Origin of the sequence: Nonomuraea sp. NPDC049504 (assembly GCF_040676845.1) — a bacterium.
Classification (GTDB): domain Bacteria; phylum Actinomycetota; class Actinomycetes; order Streptosporangiales; family Streptosporangiaceae; genus Nonomuraea; species Nonomuraea salmonea.
Window position 1 is genome coordinate 33,545 of record NZ_JBFAPT010000019.1, and the last position, 21,183, is coordinate 54,727.

The following is a 21,183-nucleotide window of genomic DNA, read 5'->3' on the forward strand; positions in this document are numbered from 1 at the left end:
GGGAAGGTGTGGATCTCTGTGTGCCAGGGGGAAGCGCGCGCATGACTCCACAGGTCCGGACCGCCGCTCCCCCATGCGGCGGCGACCCGCACGGCCACCACCTTAGGGACGTGTCGGGCGGGGTACTGTCCGGCGAACGCCCTACACCTTGTCGTTCAGCTCGGCGAGCGTGATGAGCCCGTCGTCGAGCGCCCGGCTGACCAGGTCACTCTTGGTACGGGCGGCGCGCCCCACGCTCGCGTACTTGACGCGGACCCGCGTGATGTAGGTGTCGACGGTCTTGACGCCGATGTTGAGCTTGGCCGCGACCAGCTCCTTCGAGGAGGAGACGAACCACGCCCGCAGCACCTCCGCCTCCCGCTGCGACAGCCGCGGCCGCTCGGCGGAGGTGTCGGCGATGAACGCCCCGGACAGCGACGGCGTCGTGTACGCCTCGCCGCGCGCGGCGGCCTGGATGGCCGGCACCAGGTGCTCGGGCCCCTCCCGCTTGGTCAGGTACGCCAGCGCGCCCAGATCGACGCACTTGATGGCGATGCTGTCCTCGATGTGCTGGGAGTACACGACCACCCGCCGGCCGCTGTCCACCAGCCGGCGCAGCTCCCCGAAGTCGGGCATGCCGGGCACCAGCTCCAGATCGAAGATCACGACGTCGGCGTCGGCGCCCGGCCCCGTCCAGACGTCGGCGAGCCGGTCGCCCGCGTCGATGAGCCGGATCGGCGGCACGGCGGCGGCGCACCAGACGCCGACCCCCACGGCGATGGCCGCGTGGTCGTCCACGATGACGGCGGTGATCACGCGGTCGTCAGCTGCCATGTGGCCTCCATCCAGATCAGGTCACCGTGCCGCAGGGCTTCGACGAGGACGCCGTCCGACGCGGGCCGCGGCGCGGCCACCTCGTCACCGTCGGCGACGACGCTGACCGACACCTGGTCGTCGCCGCCGACCACGGTGACCCGGGCCCGCGACGAGGCCGTGGCGAGGACGGTCAGGACGGCCTCGGTGAGGTCGCGGCGTACGGCCACGGGCGGAACCGGCCACGAGCCCCGCGCGTCCAGCTCGACCGCGACCCCCTTGCGGTCCGCCACGTCGGCGCAGTGCCGCAGCTCGTGCCAGAGGGGGTCGGCGACGGAGTCGGCCTCGGCGAACAGCCGGCGCATGCGGGCCGCCTCGATCGCGCAGCGCCTCCGCACGCCGGGGTCCCCGGGGTCGAGCGAGCCGCCGGCCAGCCCTTCGAGCAGCGGCACCGTGCTCGCCGACAGTTCGTCGTAGCGGGCCAGCCTGAGCCGGTGCGCCTGCGCGGTGGCCTCCTCGGCGACGCGGACCCGTTCGGCCTCCGCGTGCGCGTCCGCCGCGACCTGGCCGAGCCGCCGGACGATCGCCGCCATCACCGCGAGGCACAGCGGGAACCCCACCACGCTCACCGACCCGGTGGCGAACCTGGCCAGCGCCGCCTGCGTCGGCACGCCGAACAGCAGCAGGTTGAGCAGCGCGGTCGCCTCGTGGGCCAGCAGGAACGCCAGGCAGGACCGCAGCGGCCGGTCGAGCAGGACGACCACGCCCACCCAGTTCGCGGCGCCGAACACCCAGTCGACCGAGGACAGGTTGGCCCGGTGCGGCATGGTCGCGTACGACAGGATCGTCGCGCCCATGACAACGGCGATGGCGGGCGCCCTGAGCCGGTCCCACGAGCGCCCGCGCAGGAACAGGGCCACTTCGCCGGCCAGCACGACCGCGAGCGCCGCCATGGCGCCGAACTGGGCCAGCGCGTACTCGTGGCGGTCGAGGTCGCGCAGCAGGTTGGACAGGCCGAGACCCAGGACGATCGCCGAGGCGGCGAGCAGCGTCGCGACGCGCAGGCCGTGGCGTAACGCGCCCTCGATCAGGTCAGCCATCATCGGAGCGCCACTCCAGACGTACCAGGGTGCCTTCGCCGGGCGCCGAGGTGATCGTGGCCGTGCCGCCGATGCGGGCCAGCCGGCCGCGTACGGACTCGCGCAGGCCGTACCTGGTGGCCGGGAGCGCGTCCGGATCGAAGCCCGCCCCCTGGTCGGCGATGTCGAGACGCAGCTCGCGGGCGTCGCCGGTGAGCCGGATCGTGGCCCGGGTGACGCCCGCGTGCCGGCGGACGTTGGTGAGCGCCTCCCCCGCCGCGTCGGCGAGGGCGCGCGCGGCCTCGTACGGCAGCGGCAGCTCGCCTGGCCCGTCGAACTCCACGGTCAGGGGCACGGCGTCGAGGCCGGCGCGGAGCATCGTCACGAGGTCGGCGCGCGAGGCGGCCGCGCCTTCGCCGTGGGAGCTTCTGAGCCTTTCCAGGTCCCTGCGGGCCTGGGCGGGCAGCCAGGGGGCGTCGGAGCGTACCTGGCCGACGCCGACCATCAGCAGGGTCGTCGCCGCCGTGTCGTGCAGGGAGGCGGCGAACTCGCGCTCCTCGGCGCGGACGGCCGCGGCCACCAGCGACGCGCCGCGTACCCGTGCCGCCTCGGCCACGGCGAGGTCGGCGCGGCGGGCGGAGCGGCGTACCAAGGTCCAGGCCAGGCGGGAGAGCGCGGCGGCGGCCGGCGTCCACAGCAGGCCCATGATCAGGTCGCCGTCCGCGGCGCCGGTGACGGCGACGGCGGCCACCAGCCCGCCCGACGTCAGCAGGGCCGCGGCGACGCCCACCGGCGCCGTCGTGTGCCACTGGCAGGTGACGCACATGAACAGCACCAGCAGCCGCAGCCACCCGGTGTTGGTGTCCGCGATCGCGTCCGTCCACCAGACCGACGCCGACAGGCCCAGCAGGACGGCGACGTCGAGCGCCACGAGCGCCTCGCCCCTGCCCCAGGTGAGCCATCCGGCGTACGCGCAGGTCCACACCGCCGCGACGGCGACCACGGCGACGGTGGCGGGCAGGTTCTCCGGCGCGGCGCGGAACAGCGCGATCGCGCAGATCGGCGCCGCCGTGGCCAGCCGGACGACGGCCGCGTACCGGCGCCCGAAGCGACGCAGCAACGCCGCCGCCTGCGTCACGCGTGCCACCTCGCTCCCGCCGATCCGGTACGGACGAAAGCCTAACCACCAACCTGGCCACCGCAGGCGTCAAGCGGCGATCCCGAAGGAGATCAGCCGGCCGCGCGGTCCCCGACCGGGCGGCGGCGCAGGGCGGCGTCGGTCAGCGGGGCGGGGCTCCAAAGGCCGACCGGGTGGTAGACGTTCGTGCCGGGCGGCACCAGCTCGTCGATCCGGTCGAGCACGGCGTCGTCGAGCACCAGCGAGGCGCCCTTCAGCAGGCCCTCCAGCTGCTCCATCGTGCGCGGCCCGAGGATGACCGAGGTGACCGCCGGGTGCGCGGCGGCGAAGGCGATCGCCAGCTCGGGCAGCGTGCGGCCGAGCTCGTCCGCCAGCTTCACCAGCTCTTCGACGACCTCCAGCTTGGCCGCGTTGACCGGGATGGACGGGTCGAACCGCTGCGGCGCCCGCGCGGCGCGGCCCCGCGACAGGTCGATCTCCTGCCCCTTGCGGTAGCGGCCGGTCAGGAAACCCCAGCCCAGCGGGCTGTAGGTGAGCACGCCCATGCCGAGCCGCTGCGCCGTCGGCAGCACGTCCCCCTCGATGCCGCGGGCCAGGATGTTGTACGGCGGCTGCTCGGTGCGGAACCGGTACAGCCCGCGCTGCCTCGCCACGTGGTACGCCTCGACCGTCTCGTGCGCGGGGAAGGCCGAACTGCCGAAGGCGCGGATCTTGCCCTGGCGTACGAGGTCGGTCAGCGCGCCCAGGGTCTCCTCGATGTCCGTCCTGTGGTCGGGACGGTGGATCTGGTACAGGTCGATCCAGTCCGTGCCGAGCCGCCGCAGGCTCGCCTCCACCTCGCGGACGATCCACCGCCGCGAGTTGCCGCCCCTGTTGGGCCCCTCCCCCATCGGGAAGTGCACCTTCGTCGCCAGCACCACGTCGTCCCGCCGGCCGCGCAGCGCCTTGCCCACGATCTCCTCGGACTCGCCCGCCGAGTACATGTCGGCGGTGTCGACGAAGTTGATGCCGTGGTCGAGCGCTTTGTGGATGATGCGGATGCTGTCGTCGTGGTCGGGGTTGCCGGCCGCGCCGAACATCATCGTGCCGAGGCAGTAGGCACTGACCTCCATGCCGGTGCCGCCGAGAATGCGATATCTCATACTTCGCGACCGTAGATCTTAGAGCCGACTCTAAGTCAAACTGACGGGATGTCAGGTCTGAGCATCGGCCAGGTCGCCGAGCGCACCGGTCTCAGCACTCACACGTTGCGCTTCTACGAGCGCGAGGGACTGCTGGCCCAGCCGGTACGCCGGGGCAGCGCCGGGCACCGCGTCTACAGCGAGGACGACGTCGACTGGCTGGGCGTCTGCATCCGGCTGCGGGCCTCCGGCATGCCCCTGACCGACATCCGGCGCTACACCGAGCTGGTCAGGGCGGGCCAGGGCAACGAGGCGGAGCGGCTGGAGGTGCTCCGCCGGCATCGGGAACGGGTGCTCGCGCGGATGCACGAGCTGGACGAGTGCCTCGAGCTGATCACTCACAAGGTCGGCGTGTACGAGAGCCGCCTCGGGCTGCGGGACGACGTCGTGGAGTGCGTTCAGTAGATGCGGTACTTCTTGCCGCAGTTGTCGAACTTCCCGGCCCAGCAGGTGAACGTGTAGACCTTCTTGATCCCGTGCCCGCTCCACGTGCCCACGACCTTGCCGTCCCACGCCTTGTTGAACTTCGTCCAGTGACCGTTCTGGTACACCTCGAACCAGACCCAGCCCTTCTTCCCGCCCCGCTTGTCCACCCCGTACCACTTCGTGAACACCTTGCCACCCGACTGCCACGTCTTACCGAACGTGTACGCCTTGTGGTCGCTGGAGAACACCTTCCCCCAGGACGTCCCCGTCGAAGCCTGAGCCGGCGCCGTCATCGCCAGACCGGTGACAGCCATCGAACCGGCAAGAGCAGCGATCGCCAGAGTCTTACGCATGTCGGGTTCCTCCCCGTCGTCGGTGTGATCCGTTGACAGGGACATTACGGAGACCCACGCAGATCAACTGTGGACGAATGCACACAACGAACGTGATCGGCGCCACATGGATCCCCGACCCCCACAGATCCCTCGCGGCGGCCCGTCACACCTGCTCCAGCCAGTCCCACAACTCCTCCTCGCGCGCGGCGTCGTAGGACTCGGCGGACGACCGCGCGACCCTGTCGCGGTGGACGTAGGAGCCGGTGGGGGCGTGGGTGCGGCCGAGCACGACGTCCGCGAGCCTGCCGCCCGCGGCTCGCGGAGTGTCGACGAGCGGGGTGACCAGGAGCAACGGGACGATCCACGTCATGACGAGCTGAAGGGTGCGTCCGGCGTCCCTGGCGAGGCCGGTGCCCGACACCAGGCTCGGGTTGTAGGAGACGATGTCGATGCCGTCGGGCAGCCTGCGGGCCCACTCGTGCACCAGGTGGATGCCGCCGAGCTTGCTGGTGGTGTACGCGCGGCGGCCCGCCCTGATGCGGGCGGGACGGTCGAAGGCGCCGGGCCTGGAGACGATCTCGGGGCCCGCCCAGTGCGGCGCCGGCATCGTGCCGCCCGTGTGGCGCAGGTCGCCGAAGTGGGCGTCGCTGACCGTGACGACGATGCGGGCCGGCTTCCTGAGGTGCGCGTGCAGCCGTCTGAGCAGCGTGGGTGGCGATGACGTTGACCGCGAAGGTCAGCTCGTAGCCGTCGGCGCTCGTCGTGAGGGCGTTGGAGAGGTGCACTCCGGCGTTGCAGACGACGCCGTGCAGCGGGGGCAGCTCTCCCGCGTCGAGGAGGCCCTCCACCCGCGCGGCCGCTGCCTCGACGCTCGGTATGGGGGCGCGGGCCTGCCGGCGCCCGTGGTCTGCGACCGACTGTGGCGGGACGCGGGGCGTACGAGGAAGACCGCGTCGTGCCTGGTACCGGCAGAGCCACCCACCCGGGCCCCCGGCCGGACACAATGGACAGATGCCGAAAAACGACCGGGCGGACTTCGGGGAGTTCCTGCGCGGCCGGCGCGCCGCGATGACGCCCCCGGACCGGCCCGGCATCGGGCGGACCTCCCACCGGAGGGTCCCGGGGCTACGGCGCCAGGAGCTCTCCGAGCTCGCCGGCATCTCCGTCGACTACTACACCCGCCTCGAACAGGGCCGGGCACCGCGCCCCTCCCGCGAGATCCTGGCGGCACTGGCGCGCGTCTTCGCACTGTCCGCCGCCGAACGAGACCATTTGTACCGGCTGGCCGGCGAACCCCCGCCCGAGACGCACACCCCCGACACCGAGATCCGCCCAGGACTCCAGCGGCTGCTCCGCCGCCTCGACGACACCCTGCCGATCACCGTCCACGACGGGCGCCTCGACCTGCTGGCCCGCAACGCCGCCGCCGCGGCCCTCTTCGGCCCGTTGCCGGCCGGCGGCCGCTACGCCCGCAATATCGTCCACCAGTGCTTCACCGCCACCACCGCGCTGTGCGAGGTGCTCGGCGACGCGGGCACCGAACACCTCACCCGAGTGGCCACGGCCGAGCTCCGCTCGGCACTGGGCCGCTACCCGGCCGACGACTACCTCCAGTCCCTGTTCACCGAGCTGTGGACCACCAGCACCACCTTCCGCACCGCCTGGGCCCGCGGCGAAGTGGGCGCCCTCCGCTCAGCCGCGAAACGCGTACACCACCCGACCAGGGGCTGGCTCGACTTCGACATCGAGCTACTGCACGATCCGGAAAGCGACCACTGGATCATGCTCTACAACCCCCGCGAAACCGCCTGACAGCCCCGCCCGGCAGTTCGACGCTCAACTCACCCTGCCGGCCGGGCCCGGGCCTCCGGGCGAGCGATCATGATGAGCGGCAGGTGGTCGGCCGCGGCCGCACTCCTCCCGAAATCTCGGAAGAAGAAGCCTCCATCAGGAGGAGATACGACCTTCCCTGATGCTGACCTATCGTTTCACGTTGTTCTCGTCTCCTTCGCTGAAGGCTCGATATGTGGCGACTATGGCGGCGATCACGGCGGCGAGGGCGCCCGCGACAATGACCAAAGTGGGGTCGATGACAGCAAGAGCGATCAGCGCAGCTCCGGCGACCAGGAGAAGCACGGCCAAGGTTCTGCGGAAATTTCCACGCATGGCGATGCTCGCCTTTCTCATAGGGGTTTGACGAGCCCTCAGTGAAACGCAGCCGCGGGTGGGGCGCCAGGCTTCGGGTGCGGATGGGACGCATCAAGTCAAGCCCTCGCCGATTTGGGTGCTCGTGGATTGGGGCGAACCTCCGTGGGGACGCTTCGGGACGAAGTATCGTAAGGTCGGGAGTCAATCTGAGACTAAATGAGACGCTGGGCCCAGGGTCGCGGAGGCTCGTCCGCCGGTTGCCGGTCGCTACGATCGAGGCCCGCCATCCGCATGGCCGTCCCATGCCGCACTACGAGGGAAGGAGTAGTGCTCGTGCTATGTGCGAAAATGAAGCGAGCGACGACTTAAGCGCCATCAAGACCTGGGCGGAGGCCTATGCCCTGCTGAGTGCGATACGGGCGACAAAAACCCGGCAGAGTCTGCGCAACTTGCATGAGAATATGGTCCGCGGAAACCGGGACAAGGAGCTTTCTGCGGCCAGCGTCGTCAGCACGTCCACGCTGCAGAGGTTGTTCAAGGAAAAGCGAAAGCCCAAGACCTGTCATCTCATCGGCATTCTTTATGCGCTGGACGTGCCGCGTGAGCAGTGGGCCGCCTGGCGCGATCTCGTCAAGCGCCTGGAGACGGCCAGGCGGGGTGACCAGGACGCCGAGACGACGTGCCTGCGGGCCGAGGTGGAGAGCCTGCGGAGCCGGTTGGAGTGCGCGGAGAAGGAGGCGCAGGAGCTGCGGGAGGAGTTCCGCGGGTTGCGGGACACGTGCGAGTCGCAGCTGCGGGAGGCGAAGGAGGCGTCCCTCAGGGCGACGGCCGGAACCGTGGCCGCCACGACGTTCGGCCTTGCGAAGGCACAGACGCTGCGGCCCGGGCATCACGACTTCGAGAGCAGCAGCTTCGCCAAGTCGCGGGTCCGTCCCTACGTCTCGGACCGGCCTCAGGCGGAAACCCGCAGCCGGGTCACCGAGCCGCCGGGCGCGGACGCGGATGAGGCGCCGTCACCGGGCTGACGGCCCCGCCGGGCAATGAGCCGGCGGGGCCGTCAGCAGCGGCCATGAGCAGCGCCCGTGGCAGGGCCCCGGCACGGGTCAATCCAGCCAGCGACCGGTGCCGTGGACAGTGACCTCCAGGAGTTCTGATGGGCTGTCCGGGTTCGGGTAATAGATGACCATGGTGGTGCCCGCCGGGAGCAGCAGTTTGACGGCCTGGATGCAGCCGGCCACCTCCTGCCGCCGCGCGTCCGGTCCCGCGCCCTCGATCGGGACCGCGTCGCACACCCCGCCGGGGTTGTTCATCACCAGCCGCAGCGTGTTGTCCTGCAGCGCCACCTCCTTGGTGGCGACCCGGTACGCGAGCCGCGTCTCCAGATGCAGGGCGGGCGGCGGGACTGGGACGCCGAACTCCCGCCGGTACAGCAGGTCGAGCCGCTGTTCCAGGGCTCGCAGGTCGTCGTGGAGCCCGCTCTCGACGGTGTAGTTCGCCCACGCGCCGAGGTCGTCGGCCGGGGGCAGGGTCGCGATCGGCAGGCCGTTCGCGTCGAGCACGCGTCCCGACGAGTCGACGATGTAGCCCTGGTTGTTGAGCTGCTTGATCGTCCGGCTCACGTCCTTGAGCTGCTCGGCGGTCTCCGCGTACGGGCAGTCACCGCCGTCCCTGACGCACCCGACGGGCAGGATGCGCAGCAGCGACATCGCGAGGTCGGTCTCGTAGATCGCCGAGATGACCGCGCGGTCGAGGATGTTCTCCTGCAGGTACATGGTGCCCAGGATCGAGTTGTACTCGGCGAAGCGCAGGTCCGGGTCGACCATCGACTCGACGAAGGTCCCCTTCCACTGGCTCGAGTACTCGTTCCAGTTGGGGTCCTCGGTCAGGTCCATGACTCCGGCGATGCAGTCCCTGAACTTCTTGGTCGCGCCGCCGAGGCTGCTCTGGGGCGCCTTCTTGCACTTGCCCACGATGCTCCACTGGGACATGGCGTTGAGCAGGTCCAGCGCGGTCAGGCCCATGTACTCCTCGGCGAGCCGGTGGGTCTCGCTCTCCCGGTCGGAGATCCCGCGCTTCGCCCACGAGAACAGCGGGCTCATGACGACCGACAGGCACGCGTCGAGCGCCTTGCCGACGAACTGCTTCCTGCAGGCGTCGGCGCGCTCACCGGCGTAGCCGGCCGGGTCGTTGAGCGGGCCCTTGGGGTCGTCGAGCAGGTCCTCCACGTACTGGTTGCAGTCGTTGTACGTGGGCAGGCCGTTCTCCGGCCCCCACTTGCAGTGCCCGTACCACTCGGCCTTGATCGTGTCGAGCTTCTCCTTGGCCTCGTCCCGGTAGTGCTCGAACACCTCGGCGGCGATGCGGGCCGCCTCCGAGGCGCTGTTGCCCGCCCGGATCTGCGCGTCGTACGCGGTGTCGTACGCGGCGAACGCCCTGGCCGCGTCCTGCGCCGCCGAGGCGGCCGAGGCGCGCGCCCAGCGGGCGGAGAGCGAGGCCCGCCCGGCCGACTCCTGCGCCTGCTTGGTCGCGGCGGCGGCGGTGCGGACGGCCTGCGCGGCGCGTTCCGCCGACCGGGCGGCGTCCTGCGCGGCGGCCACGGCGTTGGTCGCGTGTTCGCGTGCCCGGCCGGCCGCCTGGGTCGCGGCGGTCGAGTAGCCGATGGCCTCTTCCGCCGCCCCGCGCGCCTGCGCGGCGGCGGCCTGCGCGGTGCGCGCGAAGTCGACCGCCTGCTCCGCGATCTTCGAGGTCTCGATCATCAGGGAGGTGGCCACGAAGTTGTGGGTCGCGGTCGCGTGGTCGCGCTGCGCCGCGCGGTGCCGCTCCACCTCCAGGAACTCGACCTGCATCGCGGTCGTGCCGGCCAGCGCCACCCTGGCGCCGTTGCGCACCTCGGTGCCGTTGGTGTCGTCGCCCGCGATGGCGGCGACCTTGGCGCGGACGTCGATCGCGTGCGCGGTGTTGTACGTCACGTCGAGGAACGTGCGCAGCGCATCCGGGTCCTCGGAGCGCAGGGCGGTGTTCGCCGCCTCCGCGGTGTCCGTGTCGCCGGCCTCGACGGCTTCCCCGCGGATCCGGCCGACCCGCACCCGGTCCTCGGCGTCGCGCTCGGGATAGTCCGGGTCCTCCAGGAACGCGACGACGTCACGCCACCCGCCGGCGAGTGCCCGCTCGGCGGCGGCCCTCATGGCGGGGCTGCGCGTGACCGAGAGCCCGGTCAGCGTCGTACGGTCGTCCTGCTCCTCGGCGGCGGCGAGCCCGCTCCTGACGAACTCGACGACGCGGGCGTCGTCGTCCTCACCGAGCGCGGCCATGGCGGCGGAGCTGGTCCACGAGCCCGGCACCGTCGCGAAATAGCGGGCCACCTGCCGCGCCTTGCCGGCCGCCACCGCGAGGCCGGCGCCCTCCGAGGCGCCCTCCGCTGTGGCTTCCGCGATCAGCGCGTCGATCTCCGGCGTGTGATAGCGCTTCATCGGTACGTCGAAGCCGCGGGCGTCCTGCAGCCTGGCCTTGGCCGCCTGCTCGGTGACGTGCCGGGCGAAGGACAGCTCCAGCTCGTACTCGCTCCTGATGCGTTCCTCGTCCGCCTCGCGCGCCGCCTTGTAGACGTCCTGGGCCGTCTCGGCGGCGTCCAGCGCGTCCTCGGCCGCCTTGAAGGCGTTGTTCGCGTGCTCGGTCGCCAGCTCGGCGGCGTTGACGGCGGAGCCCGCGTGGCTCGCCGCGCTCGCGGCCGCGCGCGCCGACTGCTCCGCGTACGACACCGCGCGGGTCGCCGCGTCGCGTGCCTTGCCGGCCGCGTCCTGGGCGACGTTCGCGTGGCGTACGGTCTCGGCGGTGGCGGCCTTCGCCCGTTCCGCGTCGGCCCTGGCCCGGGACGCCGCCGCGAGCGCGGCCTTCGCTTCGGCGCTGGACACCCCCGCGTGCTGGGCGGCCGCCTCGGCCGCGCGGCCGGCCGCCTCGGTGTTGGCCCGCGCCGAGTTCGCGGCGGCGACCGCGGCGTGCGCCTGCCGGGTGACGTCGATGATCTGGTCGATGGGCGACATCCAGGCCGTGAGCGCCGGGCCGACCTGCTGCATCGCCCGGTTGTACGCCTCCGCGTCGGCCGCGGCCTCCGCGTCCAGCTCCGCCCTGGCGGCGGCCGCCCACGCCTCGTCGGACTTGGTGTGCGCCCGCGCCGCCGCGGTCGCCGCGCGTCCCGCCGCACCGGCCGCCATGCGGGCCGCTTCCGCCGCCGACCGCGCGGCCTGGACGGCGACGCGCGAGGCCGCGGCGGCACGATCGGCGGCGTCGGCCGCCCGCCGCGCCTGCTTCCTCGCCTCCGCCGACTCCTGTCCGGCCAGCGAGGCGAGCCGCTCGGCCTCCTCCGCCTCGGCCTTGGCGGCCGCGGCCTCGGCCTTGGCGCGCTCGGCCTGCGCCACCGCGGAGACCGCCTCGAACGCGGCCCGCCTGGTCGCCTCCGTGGCGCTGGTGCGCAGGTCGTTCAGCGTCTGGTTCTCGTCGTCCCTGGCCTGGGCCACGCCCCAGTCGATCTGGACGAACCGTTCCTGCATCTCCAGGCTGCCGTCCTGCAGCGCCCTGTTCACCGCCGCCTGCACCTCCGGGCCGCCCTCGGCCATGGCGCGGTTGACGACGGCCCGCAGGTCGATCCGGTACGGCAGCCGCCACCCCGTCTCGATGAACTCCCCCATCGCGCCGCGCGAGCCGTTGCGCAGCACCGCGTTCGCGGCGGCCTTGACCTCGGGACCGCCCACCGCCTTCATCTTGTTCACGCTGGCCCGCAGGTCGATCTCGCGGGCCAGCTCCCATCCGCCGTCGAGGAACGCCGCCACCGCGCCCGGCTGCTCAGAGCGCAGGGCGGCGTTGGCGGCGGCGGCCACCTCGGGACCGCCGAGCGCCTTGACGCGGCCGACCTGCTCGCGATCGTCGAAGGCGGCGAGCCTGGGCAGCTCGGCGAGGAAGGCGCAGACGGCCGCCCTGTCGCCGAGCAGCGCCTGCTCCGCCTTCGGGCGGACGTTCAGCCCGCCCGTCACCCAGGCTTCCAGCACCACCTGCCGCTCGCAGACCGACTCCTGCGGCGGGTCAGCCGATGCGGCGCGGGCCTGCCCGATCGGGGCGACCGACGTGAGCACCAGGCCGGTGACCAGGGCTGTCCGTCCTAAGAATCTGCTACATAACGCATTCATCGCCGTCTCCTTGAAAAGAGGGCCGGCCGGACACCCTGGTCCGGCCGGCCGGGTGCTCCGTTCCGGCCGGCCGGCCGGGTGCTCAGCGAACGACCCGCAGTTCGAGGAGGGTCTCGCGGCAGTTGTCCGGGAAGTCGGGGTGACTCTCGTCGCAGAGGGGGTCCGTACGCCCGAACTGCTCGCTCTCGTCCGCCTCGACGCGCTTGGTGCGCTCCGTGCCGGTCGCCAGGTGCCGTACGGTCGCGTCCACGTCGTGGCCGGCTCCTGGTGCGCGGCTGTCGCCCTGGACCTCCTGGACGTTCGGGATGCGCAGCTTCACGTACCCGCCCGGCGACAGGATCTTGAAGCACACCGCCGTCACGCCGAGATACGGCTCGCCGACCTGGCCCTCGCCGTTGATCAGGCCCGGGAAGACCTTGAGCGTGCCGACCCCGTCCTCCGACGGCGTGCTGCACGAGACCCAGATGATCCCGCCGTTGCCGGACAGCAGCTCGAAGTTCTTCGCCTCTGCCGCGCCCGTGCCCCAGTCGGTCTGGCCGGACGTGCCGCCGTAGTCGTGGCGGAAGGTCGCCGGGTAGGCGAAACGCTCCAGGATGGAGTCGGGCCGGTGCACGGGGTACGCGACGATGTTGCGCGGTATCAGGTAGCCGTTGCTGCGGCTGACGATCCAGGCGATCCTGCTGGCCGGCCGGTAGAGGAAGAGCTGGTTCTGCGTGCCCCAGCCGAGGCCGTCCAAGGCGATGATCCGGTCCGCGGGGCTCTCCAGCGCGTACCCGCCGATGCCCGCCGAGCTGTGGAAGACGGCTCTGAACGAGCTGCCCGCTTCATGCGCGAGGATCCAGGCCGTACGCGAGCCCGGGCGGTAGAGCAGCAGGTGGTCCAGCTTGCCCGAGCCGTCGTAGTCGTAGGCGATGATCCGGTCGGCCGAGCTCTTCAGGTCGTAGCCGCCGATGCCGGTCGAGCTGTGGAACACCGCCCTGAACGAGGCCCCCGAGCCGCGCTCCAGGATCCACGCGATCTCCACACCCGGGCGATGGAGCACGAGGTGGTCGAGCTTGCCCGAATGGTCGTAGTCGAAGGCGATGATCCGGTCGCGGTCGTCCCTCAGGTCGTAGCCGCCGATCCCCGTGGTGGAGGTGAAGACCGGCGTGAAAGCACCGCCCGCGCCCCGCTTGACGATCGTGACCAGCTGCGCCCCCGGCCGGTACAGCAGCAGGTGGTCCTGCTTGCCCGTCCCCTCGTAGTCGAAGGCCACCACCTGGTCGCGGGCGTCCTTCAGGGTGAACCCGCCGATGCCGTCGTGGGTCGAGGTGAAGACCGGCGTGAACGTGGTGCCGCTGCCGTGCTTGAGTATGTGGATCGTGCCGACGCCCGGCCGGTACACCACGAGATGGTCCAGCTTGCCCGTTCCCTCGTAGTCGAAGGGGACGATCCGGTCGGCCGCGTTCTTCAGGTCGTAGCCGCCGATGCCCGTCGTGGAGGTGAAGACCGGCGCCCAGGCGCCCTCCGCGCCCCGCTTGACGATCCTGGCCAGCTCCCCGCCCGGCCGGTAGAACAGCAGGTGGTCCTGCTTGCCCGAGTGGTCGTAGTCGAAGGCCACCGCCTGGTCCCTGGCGTCATTGAAGTCGTAGCCGGCGAACCCCTCCGACCCGTGCTCCAACGCCCGCATCGTCTCGGTGGGCTCCCGCGCGGTCGTCCGCACCCAGTTCGCCAGGCCGTCCGTCCGCTGCGCCTCCCCGCCGCGTCCCCCGTCGGCGGCCGCGCCCAGGCAGCCGCCCTGCCCGGCGCCGATGGCGAGACCGACGAGCTCAGGGCCGCTCCCGCCCGTCCCGATCATCGGCGCGCCCGCGTCGCCCTGGCAGGCGCTCACGTCGGCGCCGTTCGCCCCGCTCCAGCCGAACGACTCCGCCCCCACGGCTCCGATCGCGACGGGCGCGGTGTGCAGCCGGTCGGGCGCCCACTCTCCCGCGGTCCGCCCGTAGCCCGCGAGCTGCAGCACGTCCCCCGCGACGGGGGCGGAGCCGATCGCGACGGGCGGCACGTCGACCACCCGCAACGCCAGCCTGACCAGCACGAGGTCGAGGCCGTCATGGGGATGGACCCAGGTCGCGGGCAGCACCCGCGCGCCCGTGCCGGTGCGGCCCGTGCCGCCGAGCGTCACCGTCGTCGGCAGGGGCGGCGCGCCGGTCCTGACGGACCCGCCCTCGGGCGTGAAGCACGTGGCCGCGGTGAGCACCCAGTGCGGGCTGATCAGGGCGCCGCTGCAGGAGTGCAGCTCGCCGACCTCGACCTTCGCGACGAAGCCCCACGCGCCGTCGGAGGGCTGTCCGCCGCCCCGCACCCCGTGGGCCGGCGTCGCGACGGCGCAGAGTGCGAGCGCGAGGGCTGTGATGGGTAATAACCGGATTAATCGCTGGAGGTTCACGCCACGATTCTGGAAGTCGCCCTCCGGCCGAACCAGGGCACTGACCGGCCATCGACCGGACATTTCGCTGCCCCTACGCGCTATAGGAACCGTCTATAGGGACCGTCTATAGGGGCCAACGACATTTCCTCTTTGCTTCTCGTTCTTTTCCGGACGTAGCGTTCATTCGGTTGATACGGAAAGGACGACATGATGGAACTTGCGGGAAAGCGGGCCGTGGTGACCGGGGGAACGCGCGGGATCGGGGCGGCCGTCGTACGGCAGCTCCTGGACGCCGGCGCCCAGGTGCTCACCACCGCGCGGTCCGCGGCGAGCGCGGCGCCCGAGGGGGCCGGTTTCGTCCAGGCCGACGTGCGGACCAGGGCAGGGGCCGAGAGCATCGCGGCCGCCGCGCGTGACGTGCTGGGCGGCGTGGACATCGTGGTGCACAACGCGGGCGGGGCGCAGCCGTACGAGGGGAGCGCCGACATCCCCGACGAAGTGTGGCAGGACGCGCTCGACCTGAACTACCTGGCCTCCGTACGGCTGGACGCGCTGCTCGTGCCCGGCATGCGCGAGCGGCGCTGGGGCGCGATCGTGCACGTCTCGTCGGCCGCCACCCTCGCCCCGGAGGCGCCGTCGTTCCTGCACTACGCGGCGGCCAAGGCGGCGCTGGAGACCTACAGCAGGGGGCTGGCGCTGGAGCTGGCCCCGCACGGCATCAGGGTCAACACCGTCTCGCCCGGCCGGGTCGCCACGCCCGGCGGCGAGCAGACCCGGGCGCAGTGGGCGGAGGTGGCCGCGCGCATGGCCGGAGCCCCGGCCCAGAACGACACCGCCCACGCCGCCACGCCGGTGGGGCGTGACGGCCTGCCCGACGACATCGCGAACGCGGTGCTGTTCCTCATTTCCGAGCGGGCGGGCTATTTGATCGGCCGCAATCTCATCGTCGACGGCGGCGAATTCCCGATGGGCTGAGAGGTAGTCAACGACATGGAATTGCAGGGCAAAATCGCGCTCGTCACCGGCGGCACGTCAGGCATCGGCCTCGCCACCGCCCGGCGGCTGGCCCGTGAGGGCGCCGAGGTCGTCATCAGCGGCCGCGACGGCCGGCGCGGCAAGGACGCCCAACGCGCGGCGCAGGAGGACGGCAGCGTCCGCTACGTCCAGGCCGACATGGCGGACCTGGGCTCGGTCGCCGAGCTGGCCAGGCAGAGCGGGCCGGTGGACATCCTCGTCAACAACGCCGGCATCTTCCCCACCGCCGCCACCCTCGACCAGACCCTGGAGGGGTACGAGGAGATCTTCGCCACGAACGTGCGCGGCCCCTTCTTCCTGGTCGCCGCGCTCGTGCCGCACATGCTCGCCAAAGGCGGGGGCAGCATCGTCAACGTCAGCACGCTCGCGGCGCACCGGGGGTACGCGGGCGCGTCGGTCTACGGCGCGTCCAAGGCGGCGCTGGAGGGGCTGACCAGAACGTGGGCCAAGGAGTTCGGGGACGGAGGCGTCCGGGTCAACGCCGTCTCGCCCGGTCCCGTTCGTACCGAAGGGGTGGTGGCCGCGTACGGGGAGGAGGGCAACGAGCCGGTGGCCCGCGGCCTCGGCATCCCCCGGACGGCCAGGCCGGAGGAGCTGGCCGAGGCCATCTACTTCCTCGCCTCACCGCGTGCCGGCTTCGTCAACGGCACCACGTTCTTCGTGGACCTGGGCGGCGCCGTCTTCTAGCCCCTCCTAAACCAGAGCGCTCGTACGCGACCAGCTCTCCTGCTGCAGCAGCTCCAGCAGGGCCGTCTCCGCCGGGCCCGCGCCGATCCTGAGCCCGGCGATGACCGGCTGCGACACGACCGGTGACACCGGCCGCGCGAGCTGCTCATACCCGTGCGGAACGGCGGAGGCCGGAACGAGCGTCACGCCCAGCCCGTGGGCGGCCCAGCGCACGGCCGTCGCCGTCTGCGTGACACGCGCGACCGTGGAAGGCGCCATCTTGTTGTCCCGCAGCACGTCGCGCAGCACGGCGTCGAGCGCGCTCTCCCGGTCGAACCGGATCCACGGCTCCCCCTCCAGCTCGCGCAGCTCGACCCGGTCCGCGGCGAGCAGGCGGTGCCCGGCGCCCAGCACCACCACGAACTCCTCGTCGCCGAGGTGGTAGGCGTCGGCGCCGCCCTCGTCGCACGTCGAGGCCACCAGCACGAGGTCGAGCACGCCGCGGCGGCCGAGCCGTTCGAGCTCGGCCGGGTTCGGCTCCTCGAAGACGGTGACCTCCAGGAGGGGGAAGCGGCGGCGCAGCTCGGCCAGCGCGCTCGGCAACTGCCGCGCGCCGAGCCCCATCTGCGCCGCGACCAGCAACTCACCGGCCAGCTGCTCGTCCGCCCCGGCCCTCGCCATCGCCCGCGCCCGCCGCGCCGCGGTCACCGCCACCTGCGCCTCCCGCAGGAACGCCCGCCCCGCCACGGTGGGCACCAGGCCGGTCGGCATGCGGGTGAAGAGGGCGACGCCGAGCTCGCGTTCGAGGGTGCGGATCTGCTGGGAGACGGACGGCTGCGCAACCCGCAACACCTCGGCCGCCGCCGTCACCGACCCCTCTTCCGCGACGGCCAGGGCGTACTCGTACTGGCGCAGACTCATGATCCCCTCCCACCGCCCGTAATCATGTAAGCGGTGGGTACAACGCGGGGGCCGGCGCCTTTAGTCCGGTTAGAGCACGGGCGGGTCGAAGTCGAAGTCGAGCCGCTTGTTCTGCTCCGCCACGATCACATCGGGGTGGCCACGCCCGAGGACCCGCCTGTAGCGCTGCAGGGTGTCGGTCTTGAGCTCGTCCGCCTCCTGCTGCGCGCCGAGCTGCAGGAGATCGACGACCAGGTTCGCCGCCCCAGCCAAGGTGAGCGGGTGGTCCATACCGAACCGGGCGCGCAGCTTGCCGAGCGTGCTCTCGCCCAGCCGGATGGCCTGCTCGTGTTCGTTCATCGCGGCGAGATCACTGGCGAGATTGATCGCGCACGTGAGGGTGAAGTGGTGATCGCGCGCCAGCCTCCTGTCGAGGCCCTCGCGGGCCGCCCGATCGAGGTCGACCGCTTCTTCCGTGCGCCCGTTGATCCGCAGCAGCAGCGCGAGGTTGGTGTCGCAGCCGTACTTGAACGGGTGGTCGTCGCCGTACATCTTCTTGAAGCGCGGCGTCAGGTCCTCCAGCAGCTCCAGCGCCTCAGCGACCTCGCCGAAGGCCCGTTGCGCGTTGGCCAGGCAGAGGCCGGCGGCCAGGGCGTCGGGGTGGTCCATGCCGGTGTTGCGCACCTGCGTGTCGAAGGTGCGGCGGGCGAGATCCAGCGACTCCTCGACCTTGCCGTCACGCCGCTTGGCGATGGACAGGTCTTTGGCGACGCGGAGGGTCCACGGGTGCTCGGGGCCGAGTTGCTCGACGCCGAACTCGTACGCGTCCTCGCCGAGGTCGCAGGCCTCACGATATTGGCCCTGCAAGCGAGTGATGCGGGCCAGGCCGTTCCAGGACGACAGGACGTTCAGGCTGCTGACGCCCGCGCTCGCGCGCTGCCGCTCGAAGGTCGTGGTCTGCAGCTCGCTGGCCTTGTCGTACTCGCCGAGCAGCAGGTAGTCGAGCGCGAGGTTGTTCATCGCCCGCAACGTGCGCCGGTGCTCAGGCCCGAAGACGGTCTCGTGGCGGCCCAACGAGTCGAGGTCGTGTTGCAGCGCCGGCTCGAAGTCACCACGGAACCGCAGGTCGGCGCCATGGCTGTTCCGCAGCAGCAGCGTCTCTTCGTGATCTTCGCCGAGCACGTCGCGCATGCGGTTCATCAGTTGCTGGTTGAGCTCGAACGACCCCGCGATGTCCCCCAGCTCTCTGATGATGATCGCCTGGTGGCGTTGGGCGGCCAGGACGCTGTAGTCGTCGGGGCCGCTGTCGGCCTGCCATTGCGCGATGAACAGCTCGACCAGCGTCTGCGCCGACTTGAAGTCGCCGGAGGAGTAGAGATAGCGGACGATGCTGAGCGCGAACCGCCGGGTCCGCGCATCGCTGGAGTGATGGACGCCGGCCGGTGAGACGTGTCCGAGCAGGGCGGCGTAGCGAGGCCACGCCGCGTTGTCGTCCGGTTCGAACGACGCCACCGCGGCGGCCAGGAGGAGGTGCGCCTCACCCCGCATGGCGGCGTGCTCTGTCTTGGGGAGGTCGTCACGCAGCAGCGCCTGGATCAGCCGGTGCACCTGGATCGTGCGGTTGCCCGAGTCGATCTTGACGAGCGCGTAGCGGCCCAGCTCGCGGATGACGCGGCTGGTCAGGATGGGGTCGGCGAGGATCTCAGCCAGCTTCGAGCCCTCGGCGTAGTCGGCGGGCAGCCGCTGGAAGAGGTCGCGTGGAATCGGCTCGGGCCCCAGGAACGCGCAGCACCGGAGCACTTCGACCGCCTTCGGCATGCGTGCGGTGAGCTGCTGCACCGACAGCGTCCAGGCCGCCGACATCGACAGCGGATAGTCGGTCGGCTTGTTGGTGCCGAGCAGCCGGGTCGTCTCCTCGTCCAGCAGCCGCAGATATTCCTCGACGGAGATGCCGGTCTCCACCTGCAGGGCGCCCGCCTGCTCCAGAGCGAGCGGCAGGTCTCCCAGCGCCTCGGCCAGCTGATTCGCCTCGGCCTCCGTGATGCCCTGGCCGACCCGCTTGACGAGGAACTCGACGCTCTCCTCACGCGGGAAGACGTTGACGGGCACCGTGGGCACCACGCCCTGCCAACTGTGGTTGCGCGAGGTGATCAGCACGTGACCGGGCCCTCGGGGCGCGATCGTGTTGATCTCCTCGACCTCGTCGGCGTTGTCGAAGATCAGCAACCACTTCTCGTACGGATCGCCGCGCCGCAACGCGTCGAGCGCCGCCTCCGCGGCCTCCTCGACCTTCGCCGAGGCGCTGATCGGCAGCCGCAGCTCGCGCGCGAGCCCCGCCAGCGACGACTTCACCAACATCGGCTGATCAGCGGGGATATACCAGACAAGGTCGTATTCGCTGCGATAGCGATAGGCGTATTCGATGGCCAAAACCGTCTTTCCGACACCGCCCAGCCCATGGAGGGCATGCGGGACGACGGCGGCGACGTTGGACATCAAGCTTTCGTGCAGATTTCGCAACAATTGGGCGCGGCCGGTGAAGTTGTTGTTGCGCTGAGGAACTCGTCCCCAGATGGCAGGCACGCGCGCAGAATCCGGCGAATGGTGCGAAACCGACACAGTACCGCCTCCGCTAGACCGGGCCTTTGAATGAAGCTTAGACGTCACACCGACCTCGGTGAACCCCATGGGCGGGCCGCTCTCGCCACGTCCGCACAGCCGTGGGAGGATGAGGCCGACCTAGCACGACTCATGGACCGAGGAAAGCCCATGACCAGCAGTGAAGCAGAATACGGCGGTGGCCTCATCGACGTGAGCACCTGGAGCTTGACCGACCTTGACAGCCTGCCTCCCGGCCCCTTGGCATACGCCCTGCGGCGGCTGGACGAAGCCGGCTCAGGCCCCGTGGCAGGTTTTCAATCAGCTCTTTGACTTTTACTGGACACGTTCTAGCCTGAACCAAAACAATTATGTGACGGAAGACTTGGGCAGACGAGGTGACGGTCGGGGCGGGTGTGTTGAGGGAGCCGGACTGGGATCGGCTGATCAAGCAACTGAGCCGGGGAGACTGCACACCGCTGCTCGGCGCCGGGGCGAGTTTCGGACGATTACCAACCGGTGGCCAGCTCGCCCAATATTTCGCCGAGCACTACCAATATCCGTTCGCCGACTCGCATGACCTGGCCCGGGTCATGCAATACGCGGCATGCATGAGTGGCGACACGGTGGAGCTGAAGCACGAGGTCTGCACCTATCTCCAGCAGTACACGCCGGCCGACGACGTCTGCGACACCGACCCCCATGCGGTGCTGGCGAAATTCCCCATCAAGACTTTTCTCACCACCAACTACGACGACTTCATGCTGCGCGCCCTGCACCAGGAGACCGGGGGACGCAAGAAGCCGGTCAGCCAGGTCTGCTCGTGGTGGGACGTCGGGGTGGAGAAGCCGTACATCGAGCAGCCGACCGAGGCAGAGCCGCTGATCTACCACCTGCACGGCCGCTGGAACGATCCCCGGTCACTCGTCCTCACCGAGGACGACTACCTCACCTACCTGGGGAACCTCGTGGAGGTGAACGCGTCCGCCGGTTCGCCGCTGCCCAGCACGGTGCTGCACACCATGACCGTCAGCCCGCTGCTCTTCGTCGGCTACAGCCTGCGCGACTGGAATTTCCGGGTGCTGTTCTACGGGCTGCTCAAGACGATGCCGCAGAACATGCGGCGGCGGCACGTCAGCGTACAACTCATGCCGGATCTGAACACCTCCGTCGCGGATGCCGCCGCCCGGGCGCGGGAATATCTCCAGCGATATCTCGATGGCTGGAACATCACGATTTACATCGGCAGTACCGAGGAGTTCTTCGAAGAACTGCGGAGCAGGATGTGAGGACGGTGG

At 71.0% G+C, this 21,183-nt stretch carries 18 protein-coding genes; 7 read left to right on the forward strand and 11 right to left on the reverse strand.

Annotated features, from left to right (window positions below):
* Positions 1 to 141: 141 nt before the first annotated feature.
* The 4 genes from AB0K28_RS31580 to AB0K28_RS31595 all read right to left on the reverse strand — a co-directional run bounded on the left by AB0K28_RS31580 (position 142) and on the right by AB0K28_RS31595 (position 4,151).
* Positions 142 to 813, reverse strand: coding sequence for a response regulator transcription factor (locus AB0K28_RS31580; protein ID WP_364377245.1), 672 nt, complete (start codon positions 811 to 813; stop codon positions 142 to 144).
* Positions 792 to 1,895, reverse strand: a complete 1,104-nt coding sequence (locus tag AB0K28_RS31585; protein WP_364377247.1) for a hypothetical protein — start codon at positions 1,893 to 1,895, stop codon at positions 792 to 794. The genes AB0K28_RS31580 and AB0K28_RS31585 overlap by 22 nt, the downstream gene beginning before the upstream one ends.
* Entirely contained in the window at positions 1,885 to 3,009 is a 1,125-nt protein-coding gene (locus tag AB0K28_RS31590) for an ATP-binding protein (protein ID WP_364377249.1), read from the reverse strand. The genes AB0K28_RS31585 and AB0K28_RS31590 overlap by 11 nt, the downstream gene beginning before the upstream one ends.
* Before the next feature lie 92 nt (positions 3,010 to 3,101).
* On the reverse strand, positions 3,102 to 4,151 hold the full coding sequence (locus tag AB0K28_RS31595) for an aldo/keto reductase (RefSeq protein WP_364377251.1): 1,050 nt from the start codon (positions 4,149 to 4,151) through the stop codon (positions 3,102 to 3,104).
* Positions 4,152 to 4,199: 48 nt separating this feature from the next.
* Between AB0K28_RS31595 and AB0K28_RS31600 the strand changes: the two genes are divergently transcribed.
* Positions 4,200 to 4,595, forward strand: coding sequence for a MerR family transcriptional regulator (locus AB0K28_RS31600; protein WP_345390787.1), 396 nt, complete (start codon positions 4,200 to 4,202; stop codon positions 4,593 to 4,595).
* Here AB0K28_RS31600 and AB0K28_RS31605 read toward each other — a convergent pair.
* Positions 4,589 to 4,969 (reverse strand): hypothetical protein, encoded by a 381-nt coding sequence (locus AB0K28_RS31605; protein WP_345390790.1) that lies wholly within the window; start codon positions 4,967 to 4,969, stop codon positions 4,589 to 4,591. The two genes, AB0K28_RS31600 and AB0K28_RS31605, sit on opposite strands and share 7 nt — an antisense overlap.
* 145 nt (positions 4,970 to 5,114) lie before the next feature.
* Positions 5,115 to 5,558 carry a hypothetical protein gene (locus AB0K28_RS31610; RefSeq protein ID WP_364377254.1) on the reverse strand — a complete coding sequence of 148 codons (444 nt, stop codon included), beginning with the start codon at positions 5,556 to 5,558 and terminating at the stop codon, positions 5,115 to 5,117.
* 404 nt (positions 5,559 to 5,962) lie between these two features.
* Between AB0K28_RS31610 and AB0K28_RS31615 the strand changes: the two genes are divergently transcribed.
* Positions 5,963 to 6,763, forward strand: coding sequence for a helix-turn-helix transcriptional regulator (locus AB0K28_RS31615; protein WP_364377256.1), 801 nt, complete (start codon positions 5,963 to 5,965; stop codon positions 6,761 to 6,763).
* A gap of 168 nt (positions 6,764 to 6,931) precedes the next feature.
* Here the strand turns inward: AB0K28_RS31615 and AB0K28_RS31620 are convergent, their stop codons facing one another.
* Complete coding sequence (locus AB0K28_RS31620; protein ID WP_364377258.1) at positions 6,932 to 7,138, reverse strand: hypothetical protein; 207 nt, start codon at positions 7,136 to 7,138, stop codon at positions 6,932 to 6,934.
* A gap of 299 nt (positions 7,139 to 7,437) precedes the next feature.
* On the opposite strand from AB0K28_RS31620, the gene AB0K28_RS31625 reads away from it, so the two are divergent.
* Positions 7,438 to 8,124 carry a hypothetical protein gene (locus AB0K28_RS31625; RefSeq protein ID WP_364377260.1) on the forward strand — a complete coding sequence of 229 codons (687 nt, stop codon included), beginning with the start codon at positions 7,438 to 7,440 and terminating at the stop codon, positions 8,122 to 8,124.
* Between the two features lie 78 nt (positions 8,125 to 8,202).
* Here the strand turns inward: AB0K28_RS31625 and AB0K28_RS31630 are convergent, their stop codons facing one another.
* Positions 8,203 to 12,279: a hypothetical protein gene (locus tag AB0K28_RS31630; RefSeq protein WP_364377262.1), complete on the reverse strand. Its 4,077-nt coding sequence runs from the start codon at positions 12,277 to 12,279 to the stop codon at positions 8,203 to 8,205.
* 82 nt (positions 12,280 to 12,361) lie between these two features.
* Positions 12,362 to 14,704, reverse strand: coding sequence for a S1 family peptidase (locus tag AB0K28_RS31635; protein WP_364377264.1), 2,343 nt, complete (start codon positions 14,702 to 14,704; stop codon positions 12,362 to 12,364).
* Positions 14,705 to 14,893: 189 nt separating this feature from the next.
* Between AB0K28_RS31635 and AB0K28_RS31640 the strand changes: the two genes are divergently transcribed.
* Both AB0K28_RS31640 and AB0K28_RS31645 read left to right on the forward strand, forming a co-directional pair.
* The gene (locus tag AB0K28_RS31640; protein WP_364377266.1) at positions 14,894 to 15,661 is read left to right on the forward strand and encodes an oxidoreductase; all 768 of its coding nucleotides are present in this window, start codon (positions 14,894 to 14,896) and stop codon (positions 15,659 to 15,661) included.
* Positions 15,662 to 15,676: 15 nt separating this feature from the next.
* Positions 15,677 to 16,408, forward strand: coding sequence for an SDR family oxidoreductase (locus tag AB0K28_RS31645; RefSeq protein WP_364377268.1), 732 nt, complete (start codon positions 15,677 to 15,679; stop codon positions 16,406 to 16,408).
* A gap of 6 nt (positions 16,409 to 16,414) precedes the next feature.
* Here AB0K28_RS31645 and AB0K28_RS31650 read toward each other — a convergent pair whose 3' ends face one another.
* Both AB0K28_RS31650 and fxsT read right to left on the reverse strand, forming a co-directional pair.
* On the reverse strand, positions 16,415 to 17,308 hold the full coding sequence (locus tag AB0K28_RS31650) for a LysR family transcriptional regulator (protein WP_345390823.1): 894 nt from the start codon (positions 17,306 to 17,308) through the stop codon (positions 16,415 to 16,417).
* A gap of 69 nt (positions 17,309 to 17,377) precedes the next feature.
* A complete protein-coding gene (gene fxsT, locus AB0K28_RS31655; RefSeq protein ID WP_364377270.1) occupies positions 17,378 to 19,954 on the reverse strand; it encodes an FxSxx-COOH system tetratricopeptide repeat protein in 2,577 nt (858 codons plus the stop codon).
* Positions 19,955 to 20,056: 102 nt separating this feature from the next.
* On the opposite strand from fxsT, the gene AB0K28_RS31660 reads away from it, so the two are divergent.
* Together AB0K28_RS31660 and AB0K28_RS31665 are read left to right on the forward strand one after the other, a co-directional pair.
* The gene (locus AB0K28_RS31660; protein WP_345390832.1) at positions 20,057 to 20,218 is read left to right on the forward strand and encodes a hypothetical protein; all 162 of its coding nucleotides are present in this window, start codon (positions 20,057 to 20,059) and stop codon (positions 20,216 to 20,218) included.
* A gap of 65 nt (positions 20,219 to 20,283) precedes the next feature.
* Positions 20,284 to 21,174, forward strand: a complete 891-nt coding sequence (locus AB0K28_RS31665) for an SIR2 family protein (protein WP_364377273.1) — start codon at positions 20,284 to 20,286, stop codon at positions 21,172 to 21,174.
* Positions 21,175 to 21,183: the final 9 nt, after the last annotated feature.

Excerpts from the sequence above, each read along its gene's own strand:
- AB0K28_RS31580 (WP_364377245.1), bottom strand. The coding sequence starts at position 813 with ATGGCAGCTGACGACCGCGTGATCACCGCCGTCATCGTGGACGACCAC.
- AB0K28_RS31585 (WP_364377247.1), bottom strand. The coding sequence starts at position 1,895 with ATGATGGCTGACCTGATCGAGGGCGCGTTACGCCACGGCCTGCGCGTC.
- AB0K28_RS31595 (WP_364377251.1), bottom strand. The coding sequence starts at position 4,151 with ATGAGATATCGCATTCTCGGCGGCACCGGCATGGAGGTCAGTGCCTAC.
- AB0K28_RS31600 (WP_345390787.1), top strand. The coding sequence starts at position 4,200 with ATGTCAGGTCTGAGCATCGGCCAGGTCGCCGAGCGCACCGGTCTCAGC.
- AB0K28_RS31605 (WP_345390790.1), bottom strand. The coding sequence starts at position 4,969 with ATGCGTAAGACTCTGGCGATCGCTGCTCTTGCCGGTTCGATGGCTGTC.
- AB0K28_RS31610 (WP_364377254.1), bottom strand. The coding sequence starts at position 5,558 with ATGCCGGCGCCGCACTGGGCGGGCCCCGAGATCGTCTCCAGGCCCGGC.
- AB0K28_RS31615 (WP_364377256.1), top strand. The coding sequence starts at position 5,963 with ATGCCGAAAAACGACCGGGCGGACTTCGGGGAGTTCCTGCGCGGCCGG.
- AB0K28_RS31620 (WP_364377258.1), bottom strand. The coding sequence starts at position 7,138 with ATGAGAAAGGCGAGCATCGCCATGCGTGGAAATTTCCGCAGAACCTTG.
- AB0K28_RS31625 (WP_364377260.1), top strand. The coding sequence starts at position 7,438 with ATGTGCGAAAATGAAGCGAGCGACGACTTAAGCGCCATCAAGACCTGG.
- AB0K28_RS31630 (WP_364377262.1), bottom strand. The coding sequence starts at position 12,279 with ATGAATGCGTTATGTAGCAGATTCTTAGGACGGACAGCCCTGGTCACC.
- AB0K28_RS31640 (WP_364377266.1), top strand. The coding sequence starts at position 14,894 with ATGATGGAACTTGCGGGAAAGCGGGCCGTGGTGACCGGGGGAACGCGC.
- AB0K28_RS31645 (WP_364377268.1), top strand. The coding sequence starts at position 15,677 with ATGGAATTGCAGGGCAAAATCGCGCTCGTCACCGGCGGCACGTCAGGC.
- AB0K28_RS31650 (WP_345390823.1), bottom strand. The coding sequence starts at position 17,308 with ATGAGTCTGCGCCAGTACGAGTACGCCCTGGCCGTCGCGGAAGAGGGG.
- AB0K28_RS31660 (WP_345390832.1), top strand. The coding sequence starts at position 20,057 with ATGACCAGCAGTGAAGCAGAATACGGCGGTGGCCTCATCGACGTGAGC.